Source organism: Streptomyces scopuliridis RB72 (genome assembly GCF_000718095.1).
Lineage (GTDB): Bacteria > Actinomycetota > Actinomycetes > Streptomycetales > Streptomycetaceae > Streptomyces > Streptomyces scopuliridis.
Genome location: NZ_JOEI01000012.1, coordinates 100454 through 122653, shown reverse-complemented (window position 1 = coordinate 122653; position 22200 = coordinate 100454). Strand labels below are relative to the sequence as shown.

At 71.6% G+C, this 22200-nt stretch carries 17 protein-coding genes; 5 read left to right on the top strand and 12 right to left on the bottom strand.

Annotation, left to right across the window (positions count from 1 at the left end):
• Positions 1-4: 4 nt before the first annotated feature.
• From IF11_RS0116790 to IF11_RS0116755, 8 genes are all read right to left on the bottom strand, one after another.
• Entirely contained in the window at positions 5-1447 is a 1443-nt protein-coding gene (locus tag IF11_RS0116790) for a hypothetical protein (protein ID WP_030352415.1), read from the bottom strand.
• A gap of 284 nt (positions 1448-1731) precedes the next feature.
• Positions 1732-2742 carry an N-acetylglucosamine kinase gene (locus tag IF11_RS0116785; protein ID WP_407706446.1) on the bottom strand — a complete coding sequence of 337 codons (1011 nt, stop codon included), beginning with the start codon at positions 2740-2742 and terminating at the stop codon, positions 1732-1734.
• Positions 2743-2744: 2 nt separating this feature from the next.
• Entirely contained in the window at positions 2745-4010 is a 1266-nt protein-coding gene (locus IF11_RS0116780; protein WP_030352413.1) for a 6-phospho-beta-glucosidase, read from the bottom strand.
• Between the two features lie 5 nt (positions 4011-4015).
• Positions 4016-4927: a carbohydrate ABC transporter permease gene (locus IF11_RS0116775; protein ID WP_030352412.1), complete on the bottom strand. Its 912-nt coding sequence runs from the start codon at positions 4925-4927 to the stop codon at positions 4016-4018.
• Position 4928: 1 nt separating this feature from the next.
• The gene (locus IF11_RS0116770; protein ID WP_030352411.1) at positions 4929-5870 is read right to left on the bottom strand and encodes a carbohydrate ABC transporter permease; all 942 of its coding nucleotides are present in this window, start codon (positions 5868-5870) and stop codon (positions 4929-4931) included.
• Between the two features lie 19 nt (positions 5871-5889).
• Entirely contained in the window at positions 5890-7224 is a 1335-nt protein-coding gene (locus IF11_RS0116765) for an ABC transporter substrate-binding protein (protein WP_030352410.1), read from the bottom strand.
• Positions 7225-7350: 126 nt separating this feature from the next.
• Entirely contained in the window at positions 7351-8514 is a 1164-nt protein-coding gene (locus tag IF11_RS0116760; RefSeq protein ID WP_106979189.1) for an ROK family transcriptional regulator, read from the bottom strand.
• A 275-nt stretch (positions 8515-8789) separates the two neighbouring features.
• Positions 8790-9854, bottom strand: coding sequence for a mechanosensitive ion channel family protein (locus tag IF11_RS0116755; protein ID WP_030352408.1), 1065 nt, complete (start codon positions 9852-9854; stop codon positions 8790-8792).
• Positions 9855-10137: 283 nt separating this feature from the next.
• On the opposite strand from IF11_RS0116755, the gene IF11_RS0116750 reads away from it, so the two are divergent.
• On the top strand, positions 10138-10677 hold the full coding sequence (locus IF11_RS0116750) for an HNH endonuclease (RefSeq protein WP_030352407.1): 540 nt from the start codon (positions 10138-10140) through the stop codon (positions 10675-10677).
• A 120-nt stretch (positions 10678-10797) separates the two neighbouring features.
• Here the strand turns inward: IF11_RS0116750 and IF11_RS0116745 are convergent, their stop codons facing one another.
• A complete protein-coding gene (locus tag IF11_RS0116745; protein WP_037727919.1) occupies positions 10798-13854 on the bottom strand; it encodes a glycoside hydrolase family 84 protein in 3057 nt (1018 codons plus the stop codon).
• A 288-nt stretch (positions 13855-14142) separates the two neighbouring features.
• Between IF11_RS0116745 and IF11_RS0116740 the strand changes: the two genes are divergently transcribed.
• The 3 genes from IF11_RS0116740 to IF11_RS0116730 are packed head-to-tail and all read left to right on the top strand — an operon-like array spanning position 14143 to position 16828.
• Positions 14143-14376, top strand: coding sequence for a hypothetical protein (locus IF11_RS0116740; RefSeq protein WP_030352405.1), 234 nt, complete (start codon positions 14143-14145; stop codon positions 14374-14376).
• A gap of 19 nt (positions 14377-14395) precedes the next feature.
• The gene (gene malQ, locus IF11_RS36715) at positions 14396-16540 is read left to right on the top strand and encodes a 4-alpha-glucanotransferase (protein ID WP_078490730.1); all 2145 of its coding nucleotides are present in this window, start codon (positions 14396-14398) and stop codon (positions 16538-16540) included.
• A gap of 57 nt (positions 16541-16597) precedes the next feature.
• Entirely contained in the window at positions 16598-16828 is a 231-nt protein-coding gene (locus IF11_RS0116730) for a hypothetical protein (protein WP_030352404.1), read from the top strand.
• Positions 16829-17015: 187 nt separating this feature from the next.
• Here the strand turns inward: IF11_RS0116730 and pepN are convergent, their stop codons facing one another.
• Both pepN and IF11_RS42715 read right to left on the bottom strand, forming a co-directional pair.
• Entirely contained in the window at positions 17016-19592 is a 2577-nt protein-coding gene (gene pepN, locus IF11_RS0116725) for an aminopeptidase N (protein WP_030352403.1), read from the bottom strand.
• 157 nt (positions 19593-19749) lie between these two features.
• Positions 19750-19872: a hypothetical protein gene (locus IF11_RS42715; RefSeq protein ID WP_276311254.1), complete on the bottom strand. Its 123-nt coding sequence runs from the start codon at positions 19870-19872 to the stop codon at positions 19750-19752.
• Between the two features lie 57 nt (positions 19873-19929).
• On the opposite strand from IF11_RS42715, the gene IF11_RS0116715 reads away from it, so the two are divergent.
• Positions 19930-21147: an MFS transporter gene (locus tag IF11_RS0116715; RefSeq protein WP_051745987.1), complete on the top strand. Its 1218-nt coding sequence runs from the start codon at positions 19930-19932 to the stop codon at positions 21145-21147.
• Positions 21148-21171: 24 nt separating this feature from the next.
• Here the strand turns inward: IF11_RS0116715 and IF11_RS0116710 are convergent, their stop codons facing one another.
• Positions 21172-22200: an aspartate-semialdehyde dehydrogenase gene (locus IF11_RS0116710; RefSeq protein ID WP_030352401.1), complete on the bottom strand. Its 1029-nt coding sequence runs from the start codon at positions 22198-22200 to the stop codon at positions 21172-21174.

Below are 22200 nucleotides of genomic sequence, written 5' to 3'. Positions count from 1 at the left end.
CCTCTCACCGGTACTCCGAAAGCCTGCGGCCGATCCCCAGGACCGTGCCCACCGCGGCCACCAGAGCCAGTGCGCCGGCCCCGATCGCCAGACCGTCCAGTGCGCCGAGACCGTCCGAGGCGTAGGTGTCGAACTCCTTCTGCTCCAGCTCGATCGCCAGCTTCAGCGACGAGTCGACCTGGCGGAAGGACTCGCCGGTGGAGTCCTTCTGGCGGAAGGACTCGCCCGTGGCGTCCTTCGTCCCGATCACCTTCGCCAGCGCGGTCTTGTAGTCACCGGCCTTGTCGGCCTTGCTGGCCAGGGCGTGGCGCCCGCGCCATTCGGAGACCGAGGCGATCGCGTCGTTCACCGGTGTACGTCCGTCGCTGTTGTCGGCGAGCTCCTTGGCCCTGCCGAGCGCGACGCTGAGCTTGTCCATGCCCGTGGTGTAGTCCGTCTCGTACTTGTCCTTGTTGTCCTCGTTGAGGACGGCGCCCCTCGCGACCAGGGTGAGGTTCTCATTCGCGCGGGCCTTGAGCGAGTTGATCCGCGCGTCGTTGAGGACCTTCAGCGATGCCTGGCCGTGCGTCTGCGCGTTGTCCAGGTCCGAGCGCGCGACGGTCTGCGCGGCGGCCAGCCAGAGCAGCAGGACCGTGGAGGCGGCGGTGGCGGCGAGCAGACCGTGGTTGAACACCCGGTTCGTCCGCAGGTAGTTGCGCCGCTGGGCCCAGAAGAGACCGCCGAACGCCAGCGCCCCCAGCGCCGTCGAGACGAACGGCCACAGCCGCGCGTCGTCATTGTCCGTCGCGAGCCGGTCCGTCTCCGCCGCGTACAGCTTCTCGGCGGCGGGCAGCAGCTCGTTGGTCATCAGCTGGTTCGCGTACCGCAGATAGGCGCCGCCCAGCGGCAGCCCCTGCCGGTTGTAGGCGCGGGCCTGCTCGATCAGGCCGGTGTAGCGCGGCAGCCCCTCGTTGAGCGTGGCGATCTGACGGCCCGACTCGCTGGCACCGTCCGTGTGCGTGGCGGCCGTGATCAGCAGCCCGGACGCGGTCGTGATGTCCGTACGGTACGTCTTCTGTATGTCGGCGGGCTCCGGAGCGCCCGCCAGGAAGCCGCTCGCCGCGGCTGTGTCCGCGTCGGCCAGCGAGCGGTAGATGTCCGCCGCGTCCACGCTCAGCGGCTGACTGCGGTTCACCACGTCATCGGCGGCGGTGAACCGGTCCGACGCCTCCCATGCCGTCACCGCCCCGAAGGCCACGACCAGCAGGGCCAGGGCCGCGCCGATGATCCGCAGCCGGCCGGGCTCGGTCGTCGCGGCCGCGCGCAGCCGCTCCGTCGTCTCCGCCCACGCCGCGCGGCGCGCGGGCGGCGGACCGGCTTGCGGAGCCGACGGAGGCATCGGAGGCTGCGCCGGCGCGTGCTGCGGGGCCGACGGTGGCGCGGGGCGCACATTCGGCTGGTTTGTCACGTGACCTCCCCCTTGGTCATGGACGACGGCGGCCCGTCCCCTGCGGGTCGGGAGACAACTCCAGGTCAGCAGTATGGCCGCAGGCACTGACAACTACACCAGGGTTGACTGGATCTTGTCCTGCTCGCGCCGACCGCGGCCGGTCGGGCTTGCCGCCGTCTTCCCGCCGTTTCCCCTCATGAATACGCCGGAGCCCCGTGAGCGGTTCCCGTTCACGGGGCTTTCGTACGCGTTCGGCCCGCCCGGATCCCGTCCTGCGGCGTCCCGGGCCGGGCGTAACCGGGTCAGGCGTAATGGGCCCCGAGCCTGGCGTGCGCCTCCGCGCTCGCCCCCACCTGGTCGAGACCGAGCAGCGCGGCCCCCAGCACCGGCGGCGCCGTCACGACTCCGATGACCGCCTTGGGCGCCCTGGCCGCCAGCAGCTCCGCGATCCGGGCGTCGAGCTGCGGATGACGGGCCGCCAGGACACTGCCGCCCAGCAGCACCGGCACCTCCTCGTCGAGCAGCCCGAGCTTGCCGAGCGCCACCGCGGCCAGCACGACGACCTCCTCGGCCAGCCGGTCGACCACGGAACGGGCCACCGCGTCGCCCGCCGCGCTCGTCGCGAACAGCACCGGCGTCAGCTCATGCCGGCGTGCGAACGGGATATGCCCCCGATGCAGCGCCTCGATCAGCTCGTACATCGAGCCGAGCCCGAAGTGGCCGGGCAGTGTCCGTACCAGCTCCGTCGGCTCGCCGCGGCCGTCCTCGGCCCGCGCCGCGAACCACAGGGCCTCCTCCGCGAGGCCCGAACCGCCGCCCCAGTCACCGGAGATCCGCCCGATCGCGGGGAACCGCGCGGTACGGCCGTCCGGCAGCATCCCCACGCAGTTGATGCCCGCGCCACAGACGACGGCCACACCCCGCGGCTCCGCGCCGGTCGGCAGACCGGCGCGCAGTATCGCGAAGGTGTCGTTGCGTACCTCCGTCGTACGCCCCCAGCCGCGCGCCTGCACGGCCTCGGCCAACTCCCGCTCCTCGACAGGGAGATCGGCGTTGGCGAGACACGCCGACACATGGCCGACGAGATCGCGCTCCGGCAGCCCGGCCGCCGAGGCGGCCTCGGCGACCGTCACCGCCAGCGCGTCGACCGCCGCCTCGATCCCGACGACCGGGGGCTGGAAGCCGCCCCCGCGGGCCGTGCCGAGCACCGAGCCGTCGGCGCCGATCACGGCCACATCGGTCTTGCTGTTCCCGGCGTCGACGGCCAGGACGCTCGCGCGCCCCACCGTCTCGCCGGCAGTGCTCACCGCCACGCTCACACCCACGCGAGATGCTCCCGGTTGTGGGCGATCAGCTGGTCGGTGAGCGCCTCGGCGTACTCGTACTGGCCGATCAGCGGGTGCGAGAGCAGCGCCTTGAAGACGCGGTCACGGCCGCCGTGCAGCGCGGCCTCCAGCGCCAGGTCCTCGTATGCCGTGACATTCGCGATCAGGCCCGCGTACAGCGGATCCAGCGCGGCCACCGGGAGCGGCACCGCGCCCGTCGTGTCCACCCGTGCCTGGACCTCGATCACCGCGTCGTCGGCCAGGAACGGCAGCGTGCCGTTGTTGTACGTGTTGACCACCTGGACAGGGCTGCCGCCGCCGCGCAGCAGCGAAGCGGCCAGATCCACCGCGGCCTCCGAGTAGAAGGCGCCGCCGCGCTTGGACAGCAGCTCCGGCTTCTCGTCCAGCGCGGGGTCGCCGTACATCTCCAGCAGCTGCTTCTCCATCTCGGCCACCTCGGCGGCCCGGGACGGCTTGGTCCGCAGCTCCCGTACGACCTCGTCGTGCGCGTAGAAGTAGCGCAGATAGTACGAGGGCACCACCCCGAGCCGGTCCAGCACCGCGCGCGGCAGCCGCAGATCGGCCGCGAGCGAGTCGCCGTGCTCGGCCAGCAGCCTGGGCAGCAGGTCCGCGCCGCCGGGGCCGCCGAGCCGTACGCCACGCTCCCAGGTCAGATGGTTCAGCCCCACATGCTCCAAGTACACCTCGGAGGGCGCGACGTCGAGCAGCTTCGCGAACCTGCGCTGGAAACCGATCGCCACATTGCACAGGCCCACGGCCTTGTGGCCGGCCTGGAGCAGCGCCCGGGTCACGATCCCCACCGGGTTGGTGAAGTCGATGATCCACGCGTCGGGGTTGGCGCGCCGCACCCGCTCCGCGATGTCGAGGACGACCGGGACCGTACGCAGCGCCTTGGCGAGACCGCCCGCGCCTGTCGTCTCCTGCCCGACGCAGCCGCACTCCAGCGGCCAGGTCTCGTCCTGGTTGCGCGCGGCCTGTCCGCCGACCCGCAGCTGGAGCAGCACCGCGTCGGCGCCGGCGACGCCCGCGTCCACGTCCGAGGTGGTGGTGATACGGCCGGGATGGCCCTGCTTGGCGAAGATACGCCGGGCCAGCCCCCCGACCAGCTCAAGACGGTCGGCCGCGGGGTCGACCAGTACGAGTTCCTCGATCGGCAGGGTGTCCCTCAACCGAGAGAATCCGTCGATGAGTTCGGGTGTGTAGGTCGATCCTCCGCCTACCACGGCGAGCTTCATGGTTCTCAGCCCTTCACTCCGGTCAGTGTGACTCCCTCGACGAACGCCTTCTGGGCGAAGAAGAACACGAGGATCACAGGGGCCATGACCAGTACGGTCGCGGCCATGGTCAGATTCCAGTCGGTATGGTGTGCGCCCTTGAAGGACTCCAGGCCGTAACTGAGCGTCCAGGCGGCCGGGTTCTCCGAGGCGTAGATCTGCGGGCCGAAGTAGTCGTTCCAGGCGTAGAAGAACTGGAACAGTGCGACGGCCGCGATCCCGGGCTTCGCCATCGGCAGGACGACCCTGATCAGCGTACGGAACTCGCCGCAGCCGTCGACCTTCGCCGCGTCCAGGTACTCGTTGGGGATCGTCAGCAGGAACTGGCGCAGCAGGAAGATGGAGAACGCGTCACCGAACGCCATTGGGATGATCAGCGGCCAGAGCGAGCCTGACAGATCGAGCTGCTTCGCCCAGAACAGATACATCGGAATGATGATCACCTGGGGCGGCAGCATCATCATCGAGATGACGAGCATCAGCGACAGCTGCCGGCCGCGGAAGCGGAACTTGGCGAGCGCGTACGCCACCGGGATCGAGGAGAGCACCGACAGGACGGTGCCCAGCCCCGCGTACAGCAGGGTGTTCTTCCACCAGGTCAGAAAGCCCGGGGTGTCGAACACCTTCGCGTAGTTGCCCCACTCCCAGGAGTTGGGGGTCAGATCGCGGGTGAGCGCCTGATGGTCGCTCATCACCGAGGTCAGGAAGAGGAAGACGAACGGCAGCACGAAGAAGAGCGCGGCCGCGACCCCCAGGGAGTGCACGGCGATCCAGTGCAGCAGCGCCTTGCGGCGCGCGGCGCGGGCGGCGGGCGTACGGTCCGGCGCGTCGGGCGCGGTGGTCGTCGGCGAGCCGGGCCGGCCGAGGAGTGTTGTCATCTCAGTCACCCGATCCGATCAGTCCGCCGCGCCGCCGCATCAGCAGCGCCGTGAAGGCCATGGCCAGCGCGAACAGGACGAGCGCGACCACACAGGCGGCGCCGTAGTCGAAGCGCTGGAAGCCCAGGTTGTAGACCAGCTGCGGCAGGGTCAGCGTGGACTTGTCCGGATAGCCGGGCTCGAACTGCTGTCCGGAGCCCCCGATGACGCCGGAGGCGACCTTGCCCGCGACGAGCGGCTGGGAGTAGTACTGCATCGCCGAGATGACGCCGGTGACCACCGCGAACATCACGATCGGCGAGATGTTCGGCAGGGTCACGTACCGGAAGCGGTGCCAGGCCGACGCGCCGTCCAGCTCCGCCGCCTCGTACTGCTCCTTCGGTACGTCGAGCAGCGCGGCCATGAAGATCACCATCAGGTCGCCGATGCCCCACACGGCCAGCAGGGTGAGCGCGGGCTTGGACCAGCCGGGGTCGTTGAACCAGCCGGGGGTCGGCAGGCCGAGCTCCCCGAGAATGGTGTTGACCGGCCCCGTACCCGGGTTGAGCAGGAAGACGAACGCGAGCGTCGCGGCGACCGGCGGCGCCAGATACGGCAGATAGAAGAGGGTGCGGAAGATCCCCGTACCCGTCTTGATCTTGGTGATCAGCATGCCGATGCCGAGACCGAAGACGACCCGGCAGGTCACCATGATCACGACGAGCCAGAGGGTGTTGCGCAGGGACGGCCAGAACATCGGGTAGTCGCTGAAGACGTACGACCAGTTCCCCAGACCGTTCCAGACGGGCGAGTTGAAGCCGTCGTACTTCATGAAGGAGAAGTAGACGGTCGAGATCAGCGGATACGCGAAGAAGACGGTGAAGCCGATCAACCAGGGCGACATGAACGCCGCCGTCCGAAGCGCCGACCTGCGGCGCTTCGAACGGAGCGTGTGCGTGGACATCGGTTGACTTCCCGGCCCGCTACTGGGCCTGCTCGATGTCACGGTCGATCTGCTGGGCGGTCTTCTCCAGACCGGCCTGGAGATCCTTCACCTTGCCCTGCTCGTACTGGAACCCGAAGTCCTGGAGCGTCTGCTGGTACGTCGAGCCGTTGACGGCGGCCGGCGGGGTACTGGACTTGGGATGCTGCGCGATGTCGAGGAAGGTCTTGAAGCGCGGGTCGAACTTCAGGCCGGGCGATGTGAGCGCGTCCAGCGTCGAGGGCACATTGCGGATGCCGTTCGCGAACTGGACGACCGCCTCGGTGTCGGTCGTCATGTACTTCACCAGCTCCCATGCGGCGTTCTGCTTCTTGCTCTGCGGCGCGATCCCCATGATCGTGCCGGAGAGGAAGCCCTTGCCGTAGCTGTCCGCCTCGTCGTCCGCCACCGGCATCGGCGCGACCCCGATCTCGAACGGCACCTTGGCGTCCTCGGCCATGCCGAGCCGCCACTCGCCGTCCAGCTGCATGGCCACCTGGCCGGTGTGGAACGGGTGCTTGGAGCCCCACTCGTCACCGAACGTGGAGCGGAACTTCTCCAGCTTCTGGTAGCCGCCGAGGTCATCGACCAGCTTCTTCTGGTATGTGAACATCTTCGCGAAGGCCGGGTCCTTGGCGATGTTGGACTTGCCGTCCTTGTCGAAGTACGCGTGGTCCCAGCTGGACATGTAGTGGTCGACGACCGTCTCGTAGCCGTGGTACGTCGGCATCAGACCGACCTGCTCGTAGCTGCCGCCCTTGGTCTTCGTGAGCTTCTTGGCGACGGACGCCAGCTCCGACATGGTCTTCGGCGGGGAGGCGATCCCGGCCTCCTTGAAGGCGTCCTTGTTGTAGTAGAGCCCGTACGCGTCACTGAGCAGCGGCAGCGCGCAGCGCTTGCCCTCGAACCGCGTGTACTCCAGGAGCACCTTGGGGAAGGTCTTCTCCAGGTCCAGCCTGGACTTCTCGATGAACGGGGCCAGATCGGCGAAGGCGCCCGACGAGCAGAACTTGCCGACGTTCGAGGTGGTGAAGGAGGACACCACATCCGGCCCCTTGGAACCGCCCGCGCGCAGCGCCTGGTTGAGCTTGTCGTCATTGATGTTGCCGACGACATTCACCGTGATGTTCGGATGGGCCTTCTCGAACCGGTCGATGTTCTCCTGGATGGCCTTCACCTCGGCGGGCGCGCTCCAGCCGTGCCAGAAGGTGATGGAGGTCTTGGCGTTCGGATCGTCGGACGCGTCGGCGCCGGACTGCCCGGTACACGAGGTGGCGAGAACGGATATCGCGGCCACCGCGACGGCGGAGGCGGCGAAACGACGGTTTCTGAGCATGGCGGTACTCCCGGTGATGGGTACGGGGGTCGGTAAGGGAGATACGGGGGGTGTCGGGCGGTGGAAGGAGTCGGGCGGGGATCCGCGGAAGGTGATCAGCGGGCGGTGATCCTCAGCGGGCGGTGATCAGCGGGCGGTGTCGAAGACCTCGTCGCGCGTGGTCGCGAGGGCGCTCTCCAGCGCGCCCCGCAGTACGGGTCGGTGCTGGACCTCACCGATGAGGAGCCGGGGGCGCGACGCGGCCAGCTCGGCCAGCTCCGCCTGGACGAGCGCGCGCAGCGGCTCACCGCCGGCGGCGGTCACCCCGCCCGCCAGGACGATCAGTTCGGGGTCGAGTACGGCGGTCACCGAAGCGAGACCGGTGGCGAGCCGCTGGGCGTACAGCCGCAGCAGCTCGGCCAGCTGGTCGTCCTGCTCGTGCCCGGCGGCGGCCCGGGTCAGCAGCCCGGCCGCGACCTCGGCGTACGGCGTCTCCGGGGTGTCGATGCCGAGGGATTTCGCGAGCCGCGGCACGGACTGGGCGCCCGCCAGCTCCTGGAAGCCGCCGCTGTTCGCCCGGACCACCTGGCGTACCAGCGGGGTTCCGGGGACCGGCAGGAAGCCGACCTCGCCGGCGCCGCCGGTGAAGCCGCGGTGCAGCCGCCCGCCGATGAACAGGGCGGCGCCGAGGCCGTCCTCGTTCCACAGCAGGACGAAGTCCTCGTCGCCGCGGGCCACCCCGAGGCGCTGCTCGGCGACCGCCGCGAGGTTCACATCGTTCTCGTACTCGACGGGCATCGGCAGGGCCGCGGCCAACTCGTCGAGGAGCGTGGTGGAGTGCCAGCCGGGCAGATGGGACGCGTACCGCAGCCGGCCGGTGGACGGATCGAACGCGCCGGGCGTACCGATCACCACCCGGCGCACGTCGGCGACGGCGAGACCGGCGGCCTTCACGGCCCCCTCCAGCGCGTCGGTGACCTGACGGACGACACTGTCGGAGCGGCGCCCCGGGGTGGGCAGTTCGAACTCCCCGACGGTCGTACCGGTGATATCGGCGACGGCGGCCAGGATCCGCCGCGGATTCACATCGAGCCCCCCGGCGTACGCGGCGCGCGCGTTGACGGCGTACAGCTGGGCGTTGGGCCCCGGCCGTCCTTCGGTGGTCCCGGTGGCGACGACCAGGCCGGCCGCTTCGAGACGGGCGAGCAGCTGGGAGGCGGTCGGCTTGGAGAGCCCGGTGAGCTTGCCTATCCGGGTCCGCGAGAGCGGGCCGTGGGCCAGCAGCAGATCGAGCGCGGCCCGGTCGTTCATGGCCCGCAGGACACGCGGTGTCCCCGGTGACGGAGTGGGTGATCCGGTCAGATCGGTCACGGACTCGGCACCTGCCCTTCCACTGCTCGCTCTCCCGACGACACTGTTAGGAAAGTTTCCTATTGGGTGCGAGGAAAGTAGGCCGGAAGCCTCGAAGGCGTCAATACCCTCCGGCACAAGACACCCCCGCGGCAACCAAAGCGTTACCTGCGGGGGTGTGTGAAAGGTGGTGCGTGAAAGGGGGCGTGAAAGGGGGCGTGCGAAAAAGGGCCGCGCTACTTCGCGAGGTTCGGGGGAGGCGTGATCGGGGCCGCCGCCAGGGACTGCGGGGACGTCGGGCTCGCGAGCGCCGAGGGCGCGGAGACACCCGCCGCGGGGTCCGCCGCCGTGGTCGCCTCCGGCGCGGGGAGAAGGCCGCCGACGATCTGTATGCCCGCCTCGTCGAACGCGCGCTTGATCCGCCAGCGCAGCTCGCGCTCCACCCCCAGCGCCTGGCCCGGCATCGTCTTCGCCGAGAGCCGCACCGTCATCGAGTCCAGCAGAACGGCGTCGAGCCCCAGCACCTCGACCGGGCCCCACAGCCGCTCGTTCCACGGGTCGTCCTTGGCCATCTTCTCCGCGACCCCCGCGATGACCGTACGGACCGTCTCCAGATCCTCCGTCGGCCGCACCATCACATCGACACCCGCCGTCGCCCAGCCCTGGCTGAGGTTGCCGATCCGCTTCACCTCACCGTTGCGTACGTACCAGATCTCGCCGTTGTCGCCCCGCAGCTTGGTGACCCGCAGACCGACCTCGATCACCTCGCCGGAGGCCACCCCCGCGTCGATGGTGTCCCCGACGCCGTACTGGTCCTCCAGGATCATGAAGACCCCGGACAGGAAGTCCGTCACCAGATTGCGCGCACCGAACCCCAGCGCCACCCCCGCGACGCCCGCCGAGGCCAGCAGCGGGGCCAGATTGATATTGAGCGCGCCCAGCATCATCAGCGCCGCCGTGCCCAGGATCAGGAACGACGTGACGGAACGGAGCACCGACCCGATCGCCTCCGACCGCTGCCGGCGCCGCTCCGCGTTCACCAGCAGCCCGCCGAGCGCGCTGCCCTCCACGGCCTGCACGCTGCGGTTCATCCGGTCTATCAGCTTGGTCAGAGCGCGCCGGATCACATGACGCAGCACGAGCGCGATCACCAGGATCAGCACCATCCGCAGCCCGGTGCTCAGCCAGACGGCCCAGTTCTCCTCCACCCAGCTCGCTGCGTCGTTGGCCCGGTCCGCCGCCTCGTCGAGAGTGACGGGATCGGACGGCGGACCGGCGGCCGGCAGGGCGGACCAGGACACGACAGAGACCTCCAGGCATTGCGGGGATGGACCAACCACATTAACGGGGCAGTCCGGCCCGGCCGCCGCCCCGGAGGCCGGAGAGACGTGCCTCACGTATGTCACCCACGGCCCTTCCAGTGCCCCTGAGCGGGCCTGTGCGCGGGGCGGGAGCCCTCATGTGGTCGAAAACACTCATAGCCCGTTACCTGGACGTGGTGGCGTTTCGACCAGGCATGAGGAGAGACTGAGAACAGATCGTCCCGGCGCGAGCCACGTGCCGCCGGCGTACAAGGAGGCATCCGTGCCGCATGTCCTGGTCCTCAACGCGTCGTACGAGCCGCTCGGCGTCGTACCGCTCCGCCGCGCGCTCGTCCTCGTCCTGGAGAACAAGGCACTCTGCCTAGAGGAATCCGGCGCCTATATGCACAGCGAAACCCGAGTCATCCCCGCCCCCAGCGTCGTACGGCTCAAGCGTTTCGTGCGGGTCCCCTACCGGGGGCCCGTTCCACTGACCCGCCGTGCGCTGTTCGCCCGTGACGGCGGTCGTTGTATGTACTGCGGTGGCGTCGCAACCAGCGTCGACCACGTCATCCCGCGCAGCCGCGGCGGACAGCACCGGTGGGACAACGTGGTGGCGGCCTGCCGCCGCTGCAACCACGTCAAGGCGGACCGCCACCTGCGGGAACTGGGCTGGCGCCTCAACCACCAGCCCGCGCCGCCGTCGGGCCTGGCCTGGCGCATCATCGGCACGGGCCACCGGGATCCACGCTGGATGCCGTACCTCCAGCCGTACGGCGCGGAGGACGCGGTGGCGCGCATTGACGCGCCGCGGGTGTCTTAGGGGCTCGGCACCCCACCCCGGGCCCGCACCCTGCGCGTCGGGCCGGGCGACCGCCGGAGGCCCCGGCACCCGGCACCACGACCACGCACCCGCACCACACGTGCCGGCCGACCACGACCCCTAGCCGGGAGGCGCACCGCCGGGAGGCGCACCGCCGGGAGGCGCCACCCCGTACACCTCCACCGAGAACAGCGAGTACCCGAACCGCGTCCCCCGCCCCTCTCCCTGCACCCGTACGAACCTCGCGTCCCTCGCGTCCATCCCGACCGTCTCCCGCCCGCCCCCGCCGTCCCCCACCGCCGCCGCCGTCCGCCACGTGCGCCCGTCCGCCGAGACCTGGATCCGGTAGCGGCTCGCGTACGCCTCCTGCCAGTGCAGCACCACCTGGCCCACCCTGGCCGGCCGTGCCAGTTCCACCTGCCACCAGGCGCCGTCCTCCACGGGGGAGGACCAGCGGCTGACCGGATCGCCGTCGATCGCGGCGGCGGCCGGGAAGTCTGGCGTCTCGTCGGCGGACGACGTGGCCGTGCCCGTACGCGCCAGGTCCGGGCCGCCGGTGAGGGGCGCGGCCCGCACCGTGAGGGTGCGCTCCTCGCCGGCGAAGGTGAGCGGCACCTCGTACGTACCGGCCGGGGTGCCCTCGGGGACACTGACCTTCACCGGAACGTTCGTACGGGAGCCGCGCGGCACCGTCGTCTCCTTGGGCACCGTCACCCGAATGCCGGAAGGCGGCTTCGCCTTGAGCGCGCCCCGCACCTCGCCGGGCCGCTGCGCGGCCAGACGCGCCTCGACCGTCTCCGGCTCCCCGCCGATCTGGGCGTTCGCCGCGCCGCGCGGCAGGTCGAGGCTGGCCTGCGGTTCGTCGGCGAACCAGGGCACGACATGCCGTACGGACGGCGCGACCCCACCGGGCCCCCCGGGCCCGGCGCCCGCACCAGCACCCGCGTCCGCCCCGGGCCAGACGATCCGTACCGCGTCGACCCGCAGCCCGTTCAGCCCCTTCGCGTCCGACTCGGTCCAGCCGCTCGTCGACAGCGGCCCCAGCGCGCGCCAGCCCTGGCCGGGGACCCGGGCCTCGACACTCGCGCCGGTGCCCGTGCCGGGCTCGGTCATCGTGTTGACCGCCTCCAGGGGCCTGGCCCGCCCCAGCTCGACGGTGTAGGACCGCGCGTCCTGGGCGACGCCCGCGCCCGCCCCGTCCGCCGCGCGATCCGCTCCCGTCCAGGCCGACGACTCCTTGGCCGTCCGCTCCAGGAACGGCCCCAGCACGCCGTCGCCGACCGTCACCCGGCTCGCCTCCGCGGCCTCGCGCAGCGGCTCCAGATCCACCGACGCCCGCCACGCCGCCGCGCCGTCGCCGCGGTCCTGGGCCCGGAGCATGTCGACGGCCAGTTCGCCCGCGGTGCCGTACCGCGCGAGCTGGTCCAGCCAGGGCCGCACCTCGTCGTCCAGCTGTCCGCCGGCCGCTCCGGAGAGCCGCTGCGGAGCCTCCCGCATCACCGTGAACGCGGCCCTCAGCCTGCTCGCCGCCGCGCTTCTGGCCGCCGTGTCCGTGCTCGTACGGGACCGCCAGAACGTGTCCAGCAGCGGCTTCAGATACGCCGACTCCGACGGGCTGAGAATCGACGAGGCGTCATTGCCCGCGAGCGCGCCCAGTGCCTCGCGCGCCCCCTTGTCCTGGCCCGCGAGATCGTTTATCGCGGCCCGCCAGGACTCCTGCGGCTGGTACCCGCGCGGGTTCCAGGCGTAGTCGGCCGCCGTGAACAGCGGGATACGGGACGCCGACGCCTGCTCCATCGCGTTGGCGAGCAGCGCGACGGAACCGGTCGCCACGGCGGGCTCCCGGCCGGTGTACGGGCCGAGGAAGAGCCGGTCCTGCTCGTAGTCGTTGACCGGGTAGTTGTCCATGGTGACCAGCGGGTGCTTGAACGCCGCACGCGCGCCCATCAGTTCGCGGCCCGTGATCGTGCGCGGGACGACCCCGACGCCCGTCCACGCCACCTGCACCCGCGCGTCGAGCGCGCCGGCGAGCGCCGTGCGGTAGTCCGTGGCGCCGTCCTGGTAGTACTCGGTCGGCATGACCGTGAGCGGCTCGGCGCCTCCGTACCGGCCCGCGAGATGCCCGGCCACCGCGTTCGCCACCCGGGCCTGTGCCTCGGCCGCGGCGCCCGGTCCCGAGCCGAAGGTCTCCGCGTCCTGGTCGCAGTGCCACTCGCTGTAGCTGACGTCCTGGAACTGGAGCTGGAAGGCGCGCACGCCCAGCGCCCACATCGCGTCGATCTTGCGGGTGAGCGCCTTGAGGTCCGCGTCCGAGGTCATGCACATGGACTGGGCGGGGGAGACGGCCCAGGCGAGCGTCACATGGTTGCGCCGGGCGCGTTCGGCCAGCTCACGGAATTCCGCGCGCTGCGCCGCCGGATAGGGATCGCGCCAGCGCGCCTGGCGGTACGGGTCGTCGCCCGGCGCGTAGAGGTACCTGTTCTGCTTGGTGCGGCCCATGAAGTCGAGCTGCGCCAGCCGCTGCCGGTGGTCCCAGGGCTGCCCGTAGAACCCTTCCGTCGTGCCGCGTATGGCGGTGCCCGGCCAGTCGCGTACGACCACGCCGGGGACGGCGGGCCGGTCCGCCGCCTGGCGCACGATCAGCTGGCGCAGGGTCTGCGCGGCATGGAAGAGGCCGTCCTCGCCGACGCCGTCCAGGGCGATCGTCCCGCGGCCCGCGACGGTGCCCACGGCGATCCGGTAGCCGCCGGAGGGAAGGTCGGCGCGCTCGGGCGCGCGCAGGGCGCGCAGCGCGTTCTGCGCGCCGCTGCCGCCCGCGAGTATGACGGGCCCGCTGTCCGCGGCCGGCGTCCCCGGGGACGAGGCGGTGTGGACGGTACGCACCCCGGCCGCCCTCAGCAGGTCCGCCAGCGCCTGGACGGCGTACGTGTCGGCGTCCGCGCCGGCGACGACGGTCACCTCGTCCCCGAGCGCGACCGCGCTCCCGGCCGCCCTGATCGTCTGGGGCCGCGGCCAGACCGCGGGTACCGCCGCCCCGCCCTTGCGGTCGGGGGTGGTGGCCGCGGGCGATCCGGGGTCCTGAGGAGCGGCCTGCGCGCTCGGCGCGGTGCCGAGCAGTCCGCCGATCACGGCGACCGCGACGGCGGTCGCGGTCCGCTTTCTGCGCCCGAGCTGCATGCCTTGTCCCCTCATGCTCACTGGTTTCGCTTCCTGGCACCGCCAACGTCCCGCCGGAGTCCCGACAAGCGAGCCGTCGAGCGGCACCGAGCCCACCACCCCGTGGTGAAGGTGTCAATGCGCGTGGCCGTTGTGTCGCAAATGCCTGTTTGTGATAGGCAGGACCTTCAACTGCCGCACGGGGAACGGATCGTGACTCGACACACGTTTACGGGGCGTACACGTCTGCCGCTCCGCCCGCTGGGTAGGGCTGCTGTGACCTGTTCCCTGTTCCTTGGAGGCGCCGTCATGGCCGCATCCGCACAGCTGCTGCTCTCCGCCCTCTCCAAACAGGCGGAGCCCGCCCCGCTGACCAGCGAGCCTCCGCTCGGCGGCGTCGGCGCGGGACCCCTGACCAGCGAGCCGCCCCTCGCCGACGCGGCGCCCCTCACCAGCGAGCCCCCGCTCGCCGACACCGCCCCGCTGACCAGCGAGCCGACCGCTCCGGGCACGGCGGGTGGCACGGAGTCCCCAGGAGTCTGACCGTCTGAACGGAGTGCGTATGGGTCTGGCCAGGCTCGCCGAGCTGCACGGTGTCGCCACCGCGTACTCACCTTCCCCCGGCGTCAGTGTCCCGGTCCCCGACGACACCGTGGTCGCGGTGCTCGCCGCGCTGGGTGTCGACGCGTCCACGCCCGAGGCGGTGGACGACGCGCTCAGCGGCGCCGAGTCCGCCGGGGCGAGGCGGCTGCTGCCCGCGACGCTGGTGCTGTGGACCACACAGGACGGCGCGCCGGGCGCCCAGGGAGAGCCCCCCGTCCCGCTTGCCCCGGCCCCGCCGCCCCCCGAGCTGCCGCCCGCCCTGACCGCGCTTCCGCCGGGCTCGGTGCTCAGGGTGGAGACGGAGGAAGGCGAGTCGGTGGAGCTGCCGCACTCCGCCCCCGAGGAGCCCGCCGCCTGGGCGAGGCTCCCGCTCGGGGTGCACCGGCTGGCGGTCGAGGCCCCCGACGGGCGTACGGCCTGGGTGGTGCTGATCATCGCGCCCGCGGTGGTGCCGCGGGCGCCCGCCCGTACCCACGGCTTCCTGGTGCAGCTCTACTCCCTGCTCTCCGCCCGCTCCTGGGGCATGGGCGATCTGGGGGACCTCGCCGAGCTGGCCGGCTGGTCGGGCCGGACCCTGGGGGCCGGGTTCGTCCAGATCAACCCGCTGCACGCCGCCGTACCGGGCGATCCGACCGACCCCTCCCCGTACCGCCCCTCCTCGCGCCGCTTCCCGGACCCGGTGCATCTGCGGATCGAGGACGTCCCCGAGTACGCGTATGTGCGGGGAGCCGACCGCGCGCGCCTCGACGCGCTGGTGGAACGGGCCGCGGCCCTGCGGGAGTCCGTCCTCGACAAGACCCCGGGCAAGGGCGCGCTGATCGACCGCGACGCCGTGTGGGCGCTCAAGCGCGCGGCCCTGGACATCCTGGACACGGTCCCGCTCGGCCCCGGGCGGCGCGCCGCCTACTGGGACTTCCTGGCCGCGCAGGGCCGGGCCCTGGAGGATCACGCCACCTGGTGCGCCCTCGCCGAGGTGCACGGCCCGGAGTGGCACGACTGGCCGGAGGCGCTGCGGGACCCGCGCTCCGCCGAGACGGCCGCGGCCCGCCGGGAGCTGCTCAACCGGATCGACTACCACTGCCGGCTGGCCTGGCTGACGGACGAGCAGCTGGCCGCCGCGTCACAGGCCGCCGTTGACGCCGGGATGGCCGTCGGGATCGTCCATGACCTCGCCGTCGGGGTGCACCCGGGCGGCGCCGACGCCTGGGCCCAGCAGGACGCCTTCGCCGCGGGCATCTCGATCGGCGCGCCGCCGGATGCCTTCAACGCGCTCGGCCAGGACTGGGGCCTGCCGCCATGGCGCCCCGACGTACTGGCCGCGTCCGGGTACGCCCCGTTCCGCGGGCTGCTCCAGGGCCTGCTGCGGCATGCCGGAGCGCTGCGGATCGATCATGTGATGGGGCTGTTCCGGCTCTGGTGGGTGCCTCAGGGCCAGGACCCCACCCGGGGAACGTATGTCCGTTACGACGCCGAGGCGATGCTCGCGGTCCTCGCCCTGGAGGCGCACCGCGCGGGCGCCGTCGTCATAGGGGAGGACCTGGGCACGGTCGAGCCCGGCGTACGCGAGGCGCTCCAGCGGCGCGGGGTGCTCGGCACGTCCGTGCTCTGGTTCGAGCGCGACTGGGAGGGTACGGGCCGCCCGCTGCCGCCCGAGAGCTGGCGCGAGGGCTGTGTGGCCACCGTCACCACCCATGATCTGCCGCCCACGGCGGCCCGGCTCACCGGTGAGTATGCGGAGCTGCGCCACCGGCTCGGTCTGCTCACCCGCCCGCTGGAGCAGGAGCGGTCGGAGGAGCAGGCGGAGATCGCGGAGTGGCTGGGCTCGCTCGCGCGCCTGGGGCTGCTGCCCGGGGGCGGCGGGGACGAGGAGGAGGAGATCCGCGCCTTCTACCGCTTCCTGACGCTGACACCGGCGCGGATGATCGGCGTCTGGCTGCCGGACGCGGTCGGCGACCGCAGACCGCAGAACCTGCCGGGCACCTGGAACCAGTACCCCAACTGGCGGCTGCCGGTGGCCGACGCCGAGGGCCGCCCGATGAGCCTGGAGGAACTGGCAGCCTCGCCCCGGCTGCACGGCCTGATGGAGGTCCTGCGCGCCCCCTGAGGCGCTGTACGGCACCCCGGGCGCGCGGCCCGCGGACGGGTTCGCTACGTTTGCACCGTGGACAAGAAGAACGCTCTGCGCGCCGGCGCCCTGGCGACCGGTACGACGCTGATGATGCTGCTCATGTCGTCCCCGGCGCTCGCGCTGACCCGGGACGACGGCGACGACCCGGGTCCGGGCCTGAGTGTCGCCGAGACCCTCGGCCTGTTCGTGGTCGCGCCGCTGGTGATCTTCGGCATCATCGCCGGCTTGGTGATGGTGCTCGACAAGTCGCGCAAGCAGGCCTGACCCACCGGGACTTCCCACCGGGACTCTCTGGGCGTCGCCCGGCACCTCATGTGCCGGGCGACGCTTCTGTGCGTGCCGCCCGTCGCTGTACGCGGGCCGAGCCGACCGGCTGACCTCCGACGAAGACGGGCGGGCCGGGGAACGGACCCACCAGGCCCGCCCCGACCCGCCCGCTCCGGAAACAGAGCTACGCGACGGCAGCCGCCGCGTCCGCCTCCTGCGCCTTCAGCGCGCGCTCGACGCCCGACCTCGACTCCGAGATCAGCCGCTGGAGCGCCGCGTTCGGGCTCGCCGAGGCGAGCCAGGCGTCCGTCGCGTCCAGCGTGGAGCGGGAGACCTGGAGCGACGGGTACAGACCGACCGCGATCTGCTGGGCCATCTCGTGCGAGCGCGCCTCCCAGACCTTCCCGACCGCCGCGAAGAACTTCTCCGTGTACGGGGCCAGCAGCTCACGCTGGTCGGTCTGGACGAAGCCGCTGATCACGGCCTCCTGGAGGGCGTTCGGCAGCTTGTCGCTCTCCACCACCGACGCCCATGCCTCCGCCTTGGCCTCGGCCAGCGGGCGCGCCGAACGGGCCGCGGCGGCGTGACGTTCGCCCGCCGCCGTGCGGTCGCGCTCGTACTCCGCGGAGATCTCCTCCTCGTCGTGCAGCCCCACGGCCGCCAGCCGCTGTACGAACGCCCAGCGCAGCTCGGTGTCGACGGCCAGGCCCTCGATCGTCTCCGTACCGTCGAGCAGGCCCTGCAGCAGGTCGAGCTGCTGCGGCGTACGCGCCGTCGCGGCGAACGCGCGCGCCCACGCCAGCTGGTGGTCGCTGCCCGGCTCGGCCGCCCGCAGATGCGCCAGCGTGGCGTCCGTCCACCGGGTCAGCCCCGCCTCGCGCCACTCGGGCGCCGCGTACAGGTCGAGCGCCAGCTTCACCTGGCGGTGCAGCGACTGCACCACCCCGATGTCCGACTCCTTCGTGATGCCCGAGAGCACCAGCTCCAGATAGTCGCGCGTGGCCAGCTCGCCGTCGCGCGTCATGTCCCAGGCCGACGCCCAGCACAGCGCGCGCGGCAGCGACTCCTCGAAGTCGCCGAGGTGTTCGGTGACGACCCGCAGCGACTCCTCGTCGAGCCGGACCTTCGCGTACGACAGGTCGTCGTCGTTGAGCAGGATGACGGCCGGACGCGGGGTGTCCGCCGGGAACGGCACCTCCGTGCGCGCGCCCTCCACGTCCAGCTCGATCCGGCTCGTACGGACCAGCTTGCCGTTCCCGTCCAGGTCGTAGCAGCCGATCGCGATCCGGTGCGGACGCAGGACCGGCTCACCCTTGGCGCCCGCCGGCAGCGCCGGGGCCTCCTGCCGTACGGCGAGCGAGGTCACATGGCCCGACGCGTCCAGCTCGATCTCCGGGCGCAGGACATTGATGCCGGCCGTCTCCAGCCACGCCGTCGACCAGGTCTTCAGATCGCGCCCGGAGGTCTCCTCCAGCGCGCCCAGCAGATCGGACAGCTGGGTGTTCCCGAACGCGTGCGCCTTGAAGTACGCCTGCACGCCGCTGAAGAACTCGTCCTGGCCGACATACGCGACCAGCTGCTTCAGCACGGACGCGCCCTTGGCGTACGTGATGCCGTCGAAGTTGACCAGCACATCGTCCAGATCACGGATGTCCGCCATGATCGGGTGCGTGGAGGGCAGCTGGTCCTGCCGGTAGGCCCAGGTCTTCATGGAGTTGGCGAACGTGGTCCACGAGTGCGGCCACTTCGAGCCGGGCGCGTACGCCTGGCAGGCGATCGAGGTGTACGTGGCGAACGACTCGTTCAGCCACAGATCGTTCCACCACTCCATGGTGACCAGATCGCCGAACCACATGTGCGCCAGCTCGTGCAGGATCGTCTCGGCCCGCATCTCGTACGCCGCGTCCGTCACCTTCGAACGGAAGACGTACTGGTCGCGGATGGTCACCGCGCCCGCGTTCTCCATCGCGCCCGCGTTGAACTCCGGCACGAACAGCTGGTCGTACTTGGCGAAGGGGTAGTCGTAGGCGAACTTCTCCTGGAACCAGTCGAAGCCCTGCCGCGTGACCTCGAAGATCGCGTCCGAGTCCAGATACTCCGCGAGCGAGGGCCGGCAGTAGATGCCGAGCGGCACGGACTGCCCGTCCTTCTCGTACGAGCTGTGCACGGAGTGGTACGGACCGACGATCAGCGCGGTGATGTACGACGAGATGCGTGGCGTCGGCTCGAAGACCCAGACGTGGTCCTTGGGCTCAGGCGTCGGTGAGTTGGAGACGACGGTCCAGCCCTCGGGGGCCTTCACGGTGAACTGGAAGGTCGCCTTCAGGTCGGGCTGCTCGAACGAGGCGAAGACGCGCCGCGCGTCCGGCACCTCGAACTGCGTGTACAGATACGCCTGTTCGTCGACCGGGTCGACGAAGCGGTGCAGCCCCTCGCCGGTGTTGGTGTAGGCGCAGTCCGCGACAACCGTCAGCTCGTTGGGGCCCTCGTGCAGATGCGTCAGAGCGATCCGCGAGTCCCGGAAGGCGGCGGCGACGTCCAGGGAGGTGCCGTTCAGCACCACCTCGTGCACGGCGGGCGCCACCAGATCGATAAAGGTCTCCGCCCCGGCCTCCGCGCTCCGGAAGAGCACCGTGGTCACGGACCGGTAGGTGCCGCCCTCCTGTGCGCCGCTGAGATCGAGCTCGATCCCGTACGAGTCCACGGTGAGGAGGCGTGCGCGCCGCTGCGCCTCTTCGCGGGTCAGATTTGTGCCAGGCACCCGGGTCATCTCCTCGGTATGTGACGTTTTCCGACATCCTTCCATGCCGCCCTCACGCGTGCGGTAGCACCAGTTCTGCTTACCCGGAGCCACGCGCGTACGGAGCCCCGCTCGCGTACGGAGAGCCACGCGCGCCGCCGGCCGACCGGGGGCCGGGTCACCCGCTGCCGGCGACCGCGCGGCCGAAATGCAGCTCCTCGGCCAGCACGAGAAAGCACTCCAGCTCGCGGATCTCCACACCCGGCACCGCGCCACCCCCGTATCGATGAGCGCGGCTCATACAAGGATGAGGCTTTCGGCGTTGTCCCCCGGCGCCGCCCGGCGAAGTCTGGTCCCCATGGAACAGACCACCCAACAGCCCCGGGACGGGCGCGCGTTGCCACCGTCCGTCCTCGCGCTTGCCGCCGCCACCTTCTGTGTCGTCACGACGGAGATGCTGCCGGTGGGGCTGCTCACCTCCCTCGGCGAGGGGCTGCGCACCTCCGACGGTACGACGGGGCTCACACTCACCCTGCCCGGCGTCGTGGCCGCGCTCTCCGCGCCCCTGCTGCCCGTCGCCGTACGCCGCGCCGACCGCAGGACCGTGCTGTGCGCACTGCTCGTCCTGCTCGCCGCCGCCAATCTGCTCTCCGCGCTCGCGCCCGCCTTCGGGGTGCTGCTGGTGGCGCGGGCCCTGGTCGGGGTGTGCATCGGGGGAGTCTGGGCGGTCGCGGCGGGGCTCGCCGTACGGCTCGTACGGCAGGAGTCCGCGGGCCGCGCCACCGCCGTGATCTTCAGCGGGATCGCCGTGGCGTCCGTGCTCGGCGTGCCGGCCGGGACGCTGATGGGCGGAGTGGTCGGCTGGCGCTGGGCGTTCGCGGCGATGACGCTGCTCGCGCTGGCGGTCGCGGCGCTGCTCGCCGTACTGCTGCCGCCGCTGCCCGCCGGGGAGGCCGTGCGCCTGCGCGAGGTCTTCGGACTGGTCCGCACCCCGGCGGTACGCACCGGGCTGCTGGTGGTCGCGCTGCTGGTGACCGGGCACTTCGCCGCGTACACCTATGTGCGCCCGGCCCTGGAGCGCGTGCCGGGGCTCGGTTCCGGGCCGGTCAGCGGGGTGCTGCTGGTGTACGGGGTGGCGGGCATCGCGGGCAATTTCCTGGGCGGCGCGGCAGCCGCCCGCGATCCGCGCCGGTCGCTGCTCGCCCTCTCGGCGGTACTGTCCGCGGCGGTCCTGCTGAGCGTGCCCGCGGGCGGCTCGCTGCCCGCCGCCGTGGCGCTGCTCGTGGTGTGGGGCCTGGCGTACGGCGGCGTCTCGGTCAGCGCGCAGAACTGGCTGATGGCCGCCGCACCCGGGCGCCAGGAGGCCGGTTCGGCGCTCTTCGCCGGGGTGTTCAACGCGGCGATCGCGCTGGGCGCGCTGCTCGGCGGCCGGGCGGCCGACCGCTTCGAGGTCGCCGGGGCGCTCTGGCTCGGCGGCGCGCTGGCCGCACTCGCGCTGGGGGCGGTCATGGCGGCGGGGCGGGATCCCCGTACGGCTCGTACGAAAGGAACCCCGCCCCGCCTGCCCGCCGAGTGAGCGGACCGCTCAGCCCACCGGCTCTCAGCCCTTGAGCTCGGCCGCGACCAGCTCCGCGATCTGGACGGCGTTGAGCGCCGCGCCCTTGCGCAGATTGTCATTGGAGAGGAACAGTGCCAGGCCGTTCTCCACGGTCTCGTCGTTCCGGATCCGGCCCACGTACGACGCGTCCTTGCCGGCCGCCTGGAGCGGCGTCGGGATCTCGGACAGCTCGACCCCGGGCGCGTCCTTCAGCAGCTCATAGGCGCGCTCCACGCTCACCGGGCGGGCGAAGCGGGCGTTGACCTGGAGGGAGTGGCCGGTGAAGACGGGCACCCTGACACAGGTCCCGGAGACCTTCAGCTCCGGGATCTCCAGGATCTTGCGGGACTCGTTGCGGAGCTTCTGCTCCTCGTCGGTCTCGAAGGAGCCGTCGTCGACGAGGTTGCCCGCGAGCGGCACCACATTGAAGGCGATGGGGCGCTGGTAGACGGCGGGCTCGGGGAAGTCGACGGCCTCGCCGTCATGGGTGAGCTTGTCGGCCTCGGCGACGACCTTCTGCGTCTGGCCGTGCAGCTCGGCCACGCCGGAGAGCCCGGAGCCGGACACGGCCTGGTAGGTCGTGGCGACCAGCGCGGTCAGCCCGGCCTCGGCGTGCAGCGGTCGCAGCACGGGCATGGCGGCCATGGTGGTGCAGTTCGGATTGGCGATGATGCCCTTGGGACGGTTCTTGATCGCGTGCGGGTTGACCTCGGAGACGACCAGCGGGACCTCGGGGTCACGCCGCCAGGCGGAGGAGTTGTCGATCACGACGGCGCCCTGGCCGGCGACCTTCTCCGCGAGCGCCTTCGAGGTGGCGCCACCGGCGGAGAAGAGCACGATGTCGAGCCCGGAGTAGTCGGCGGTGGACGCGTCCTCGACCGTGATCGACGTGCCCTGCCACTCGATGACGGACCCCGCCGACCGCGCGGAGGCGAAGAGCCGCAGCTCGGCGACCGGGAAGCTCCGCTCGGCCAGAACCCTGCGCATGACTGTGCCGACCTGACCGGTGGCTCCGACGATTCCGACCTTCAC

Coding starts and splice junctions, on each gene's coding strand:
- IF11_RS0116780 (WP_030352413.1), bottom strand. CDS start 4,010: ATGAAGCTCGCCGTGGTAGGCGGAGGATCGACCTACACACCCGAACTC.
- IF11_RS0116775 (WP_030352412.1), bottom strand. CDS start 4,927: ATGACAACACTCCTCGGCCGGCCCGGCTCGCCGACGACCACCGCGCCC.
- IF11_RS0116770 (WP_030352411.1), bottom strand. CDS start 5,870: ATGTCCACGCACACGCTCCGTTCGAAGCGCCGCAGGTCGGCGCTTCGG.
- IF11_RS0116765 (WP_030352410.1), bottom strand. CDS start 7,224: ATGCTCAGAAACCGTCGTTTCGCCGCCTCCGCCGTCGCGGTGGCCGCG.
- IF11_RS0116760 (WP_106979189.1), bottom strand. CDS start 8,514: ATGAACGACCGGGCCGCGCTCGATCTGCTGCTGGCCCACGGCCCGCTC.
- IF11_RS0116745 (WP_037727919.1), bottom strand. CDS start 13,854: ATGCAGCTCGGGCGCAGAAAGCGGACCGCGACCGCCGTCGCGGTCGCC.
- IF11_RS0116740 (WP_030352405.1), top strand. CDS start 14,143: ATGGCCGCATCCGCACAGCTGCTGCTCTCCGCCCTCTCCAAACAGGCG.
- malQ (WP_078490730.1), top strand. CDS start 14,396: ATGGGTCTGGCCAGGCTCGCCGAGCTGCACGGTGTCGCCACCGCGTAC.
- IF11_RS42715 (WP_276311254.1), bottom strand. CDS start 19,872: ATGAGCCGCGCTCATCGATACGGGGGTGGCGCGGTGCCGGGTGTGGAG.
- IF11_RS0116715 (WP_051745987.1), top strand. CDS start 19,930: ATGGAACAGACCACCCAACAGCCCCGGGACGGGCGCGCGTTGCCACCG.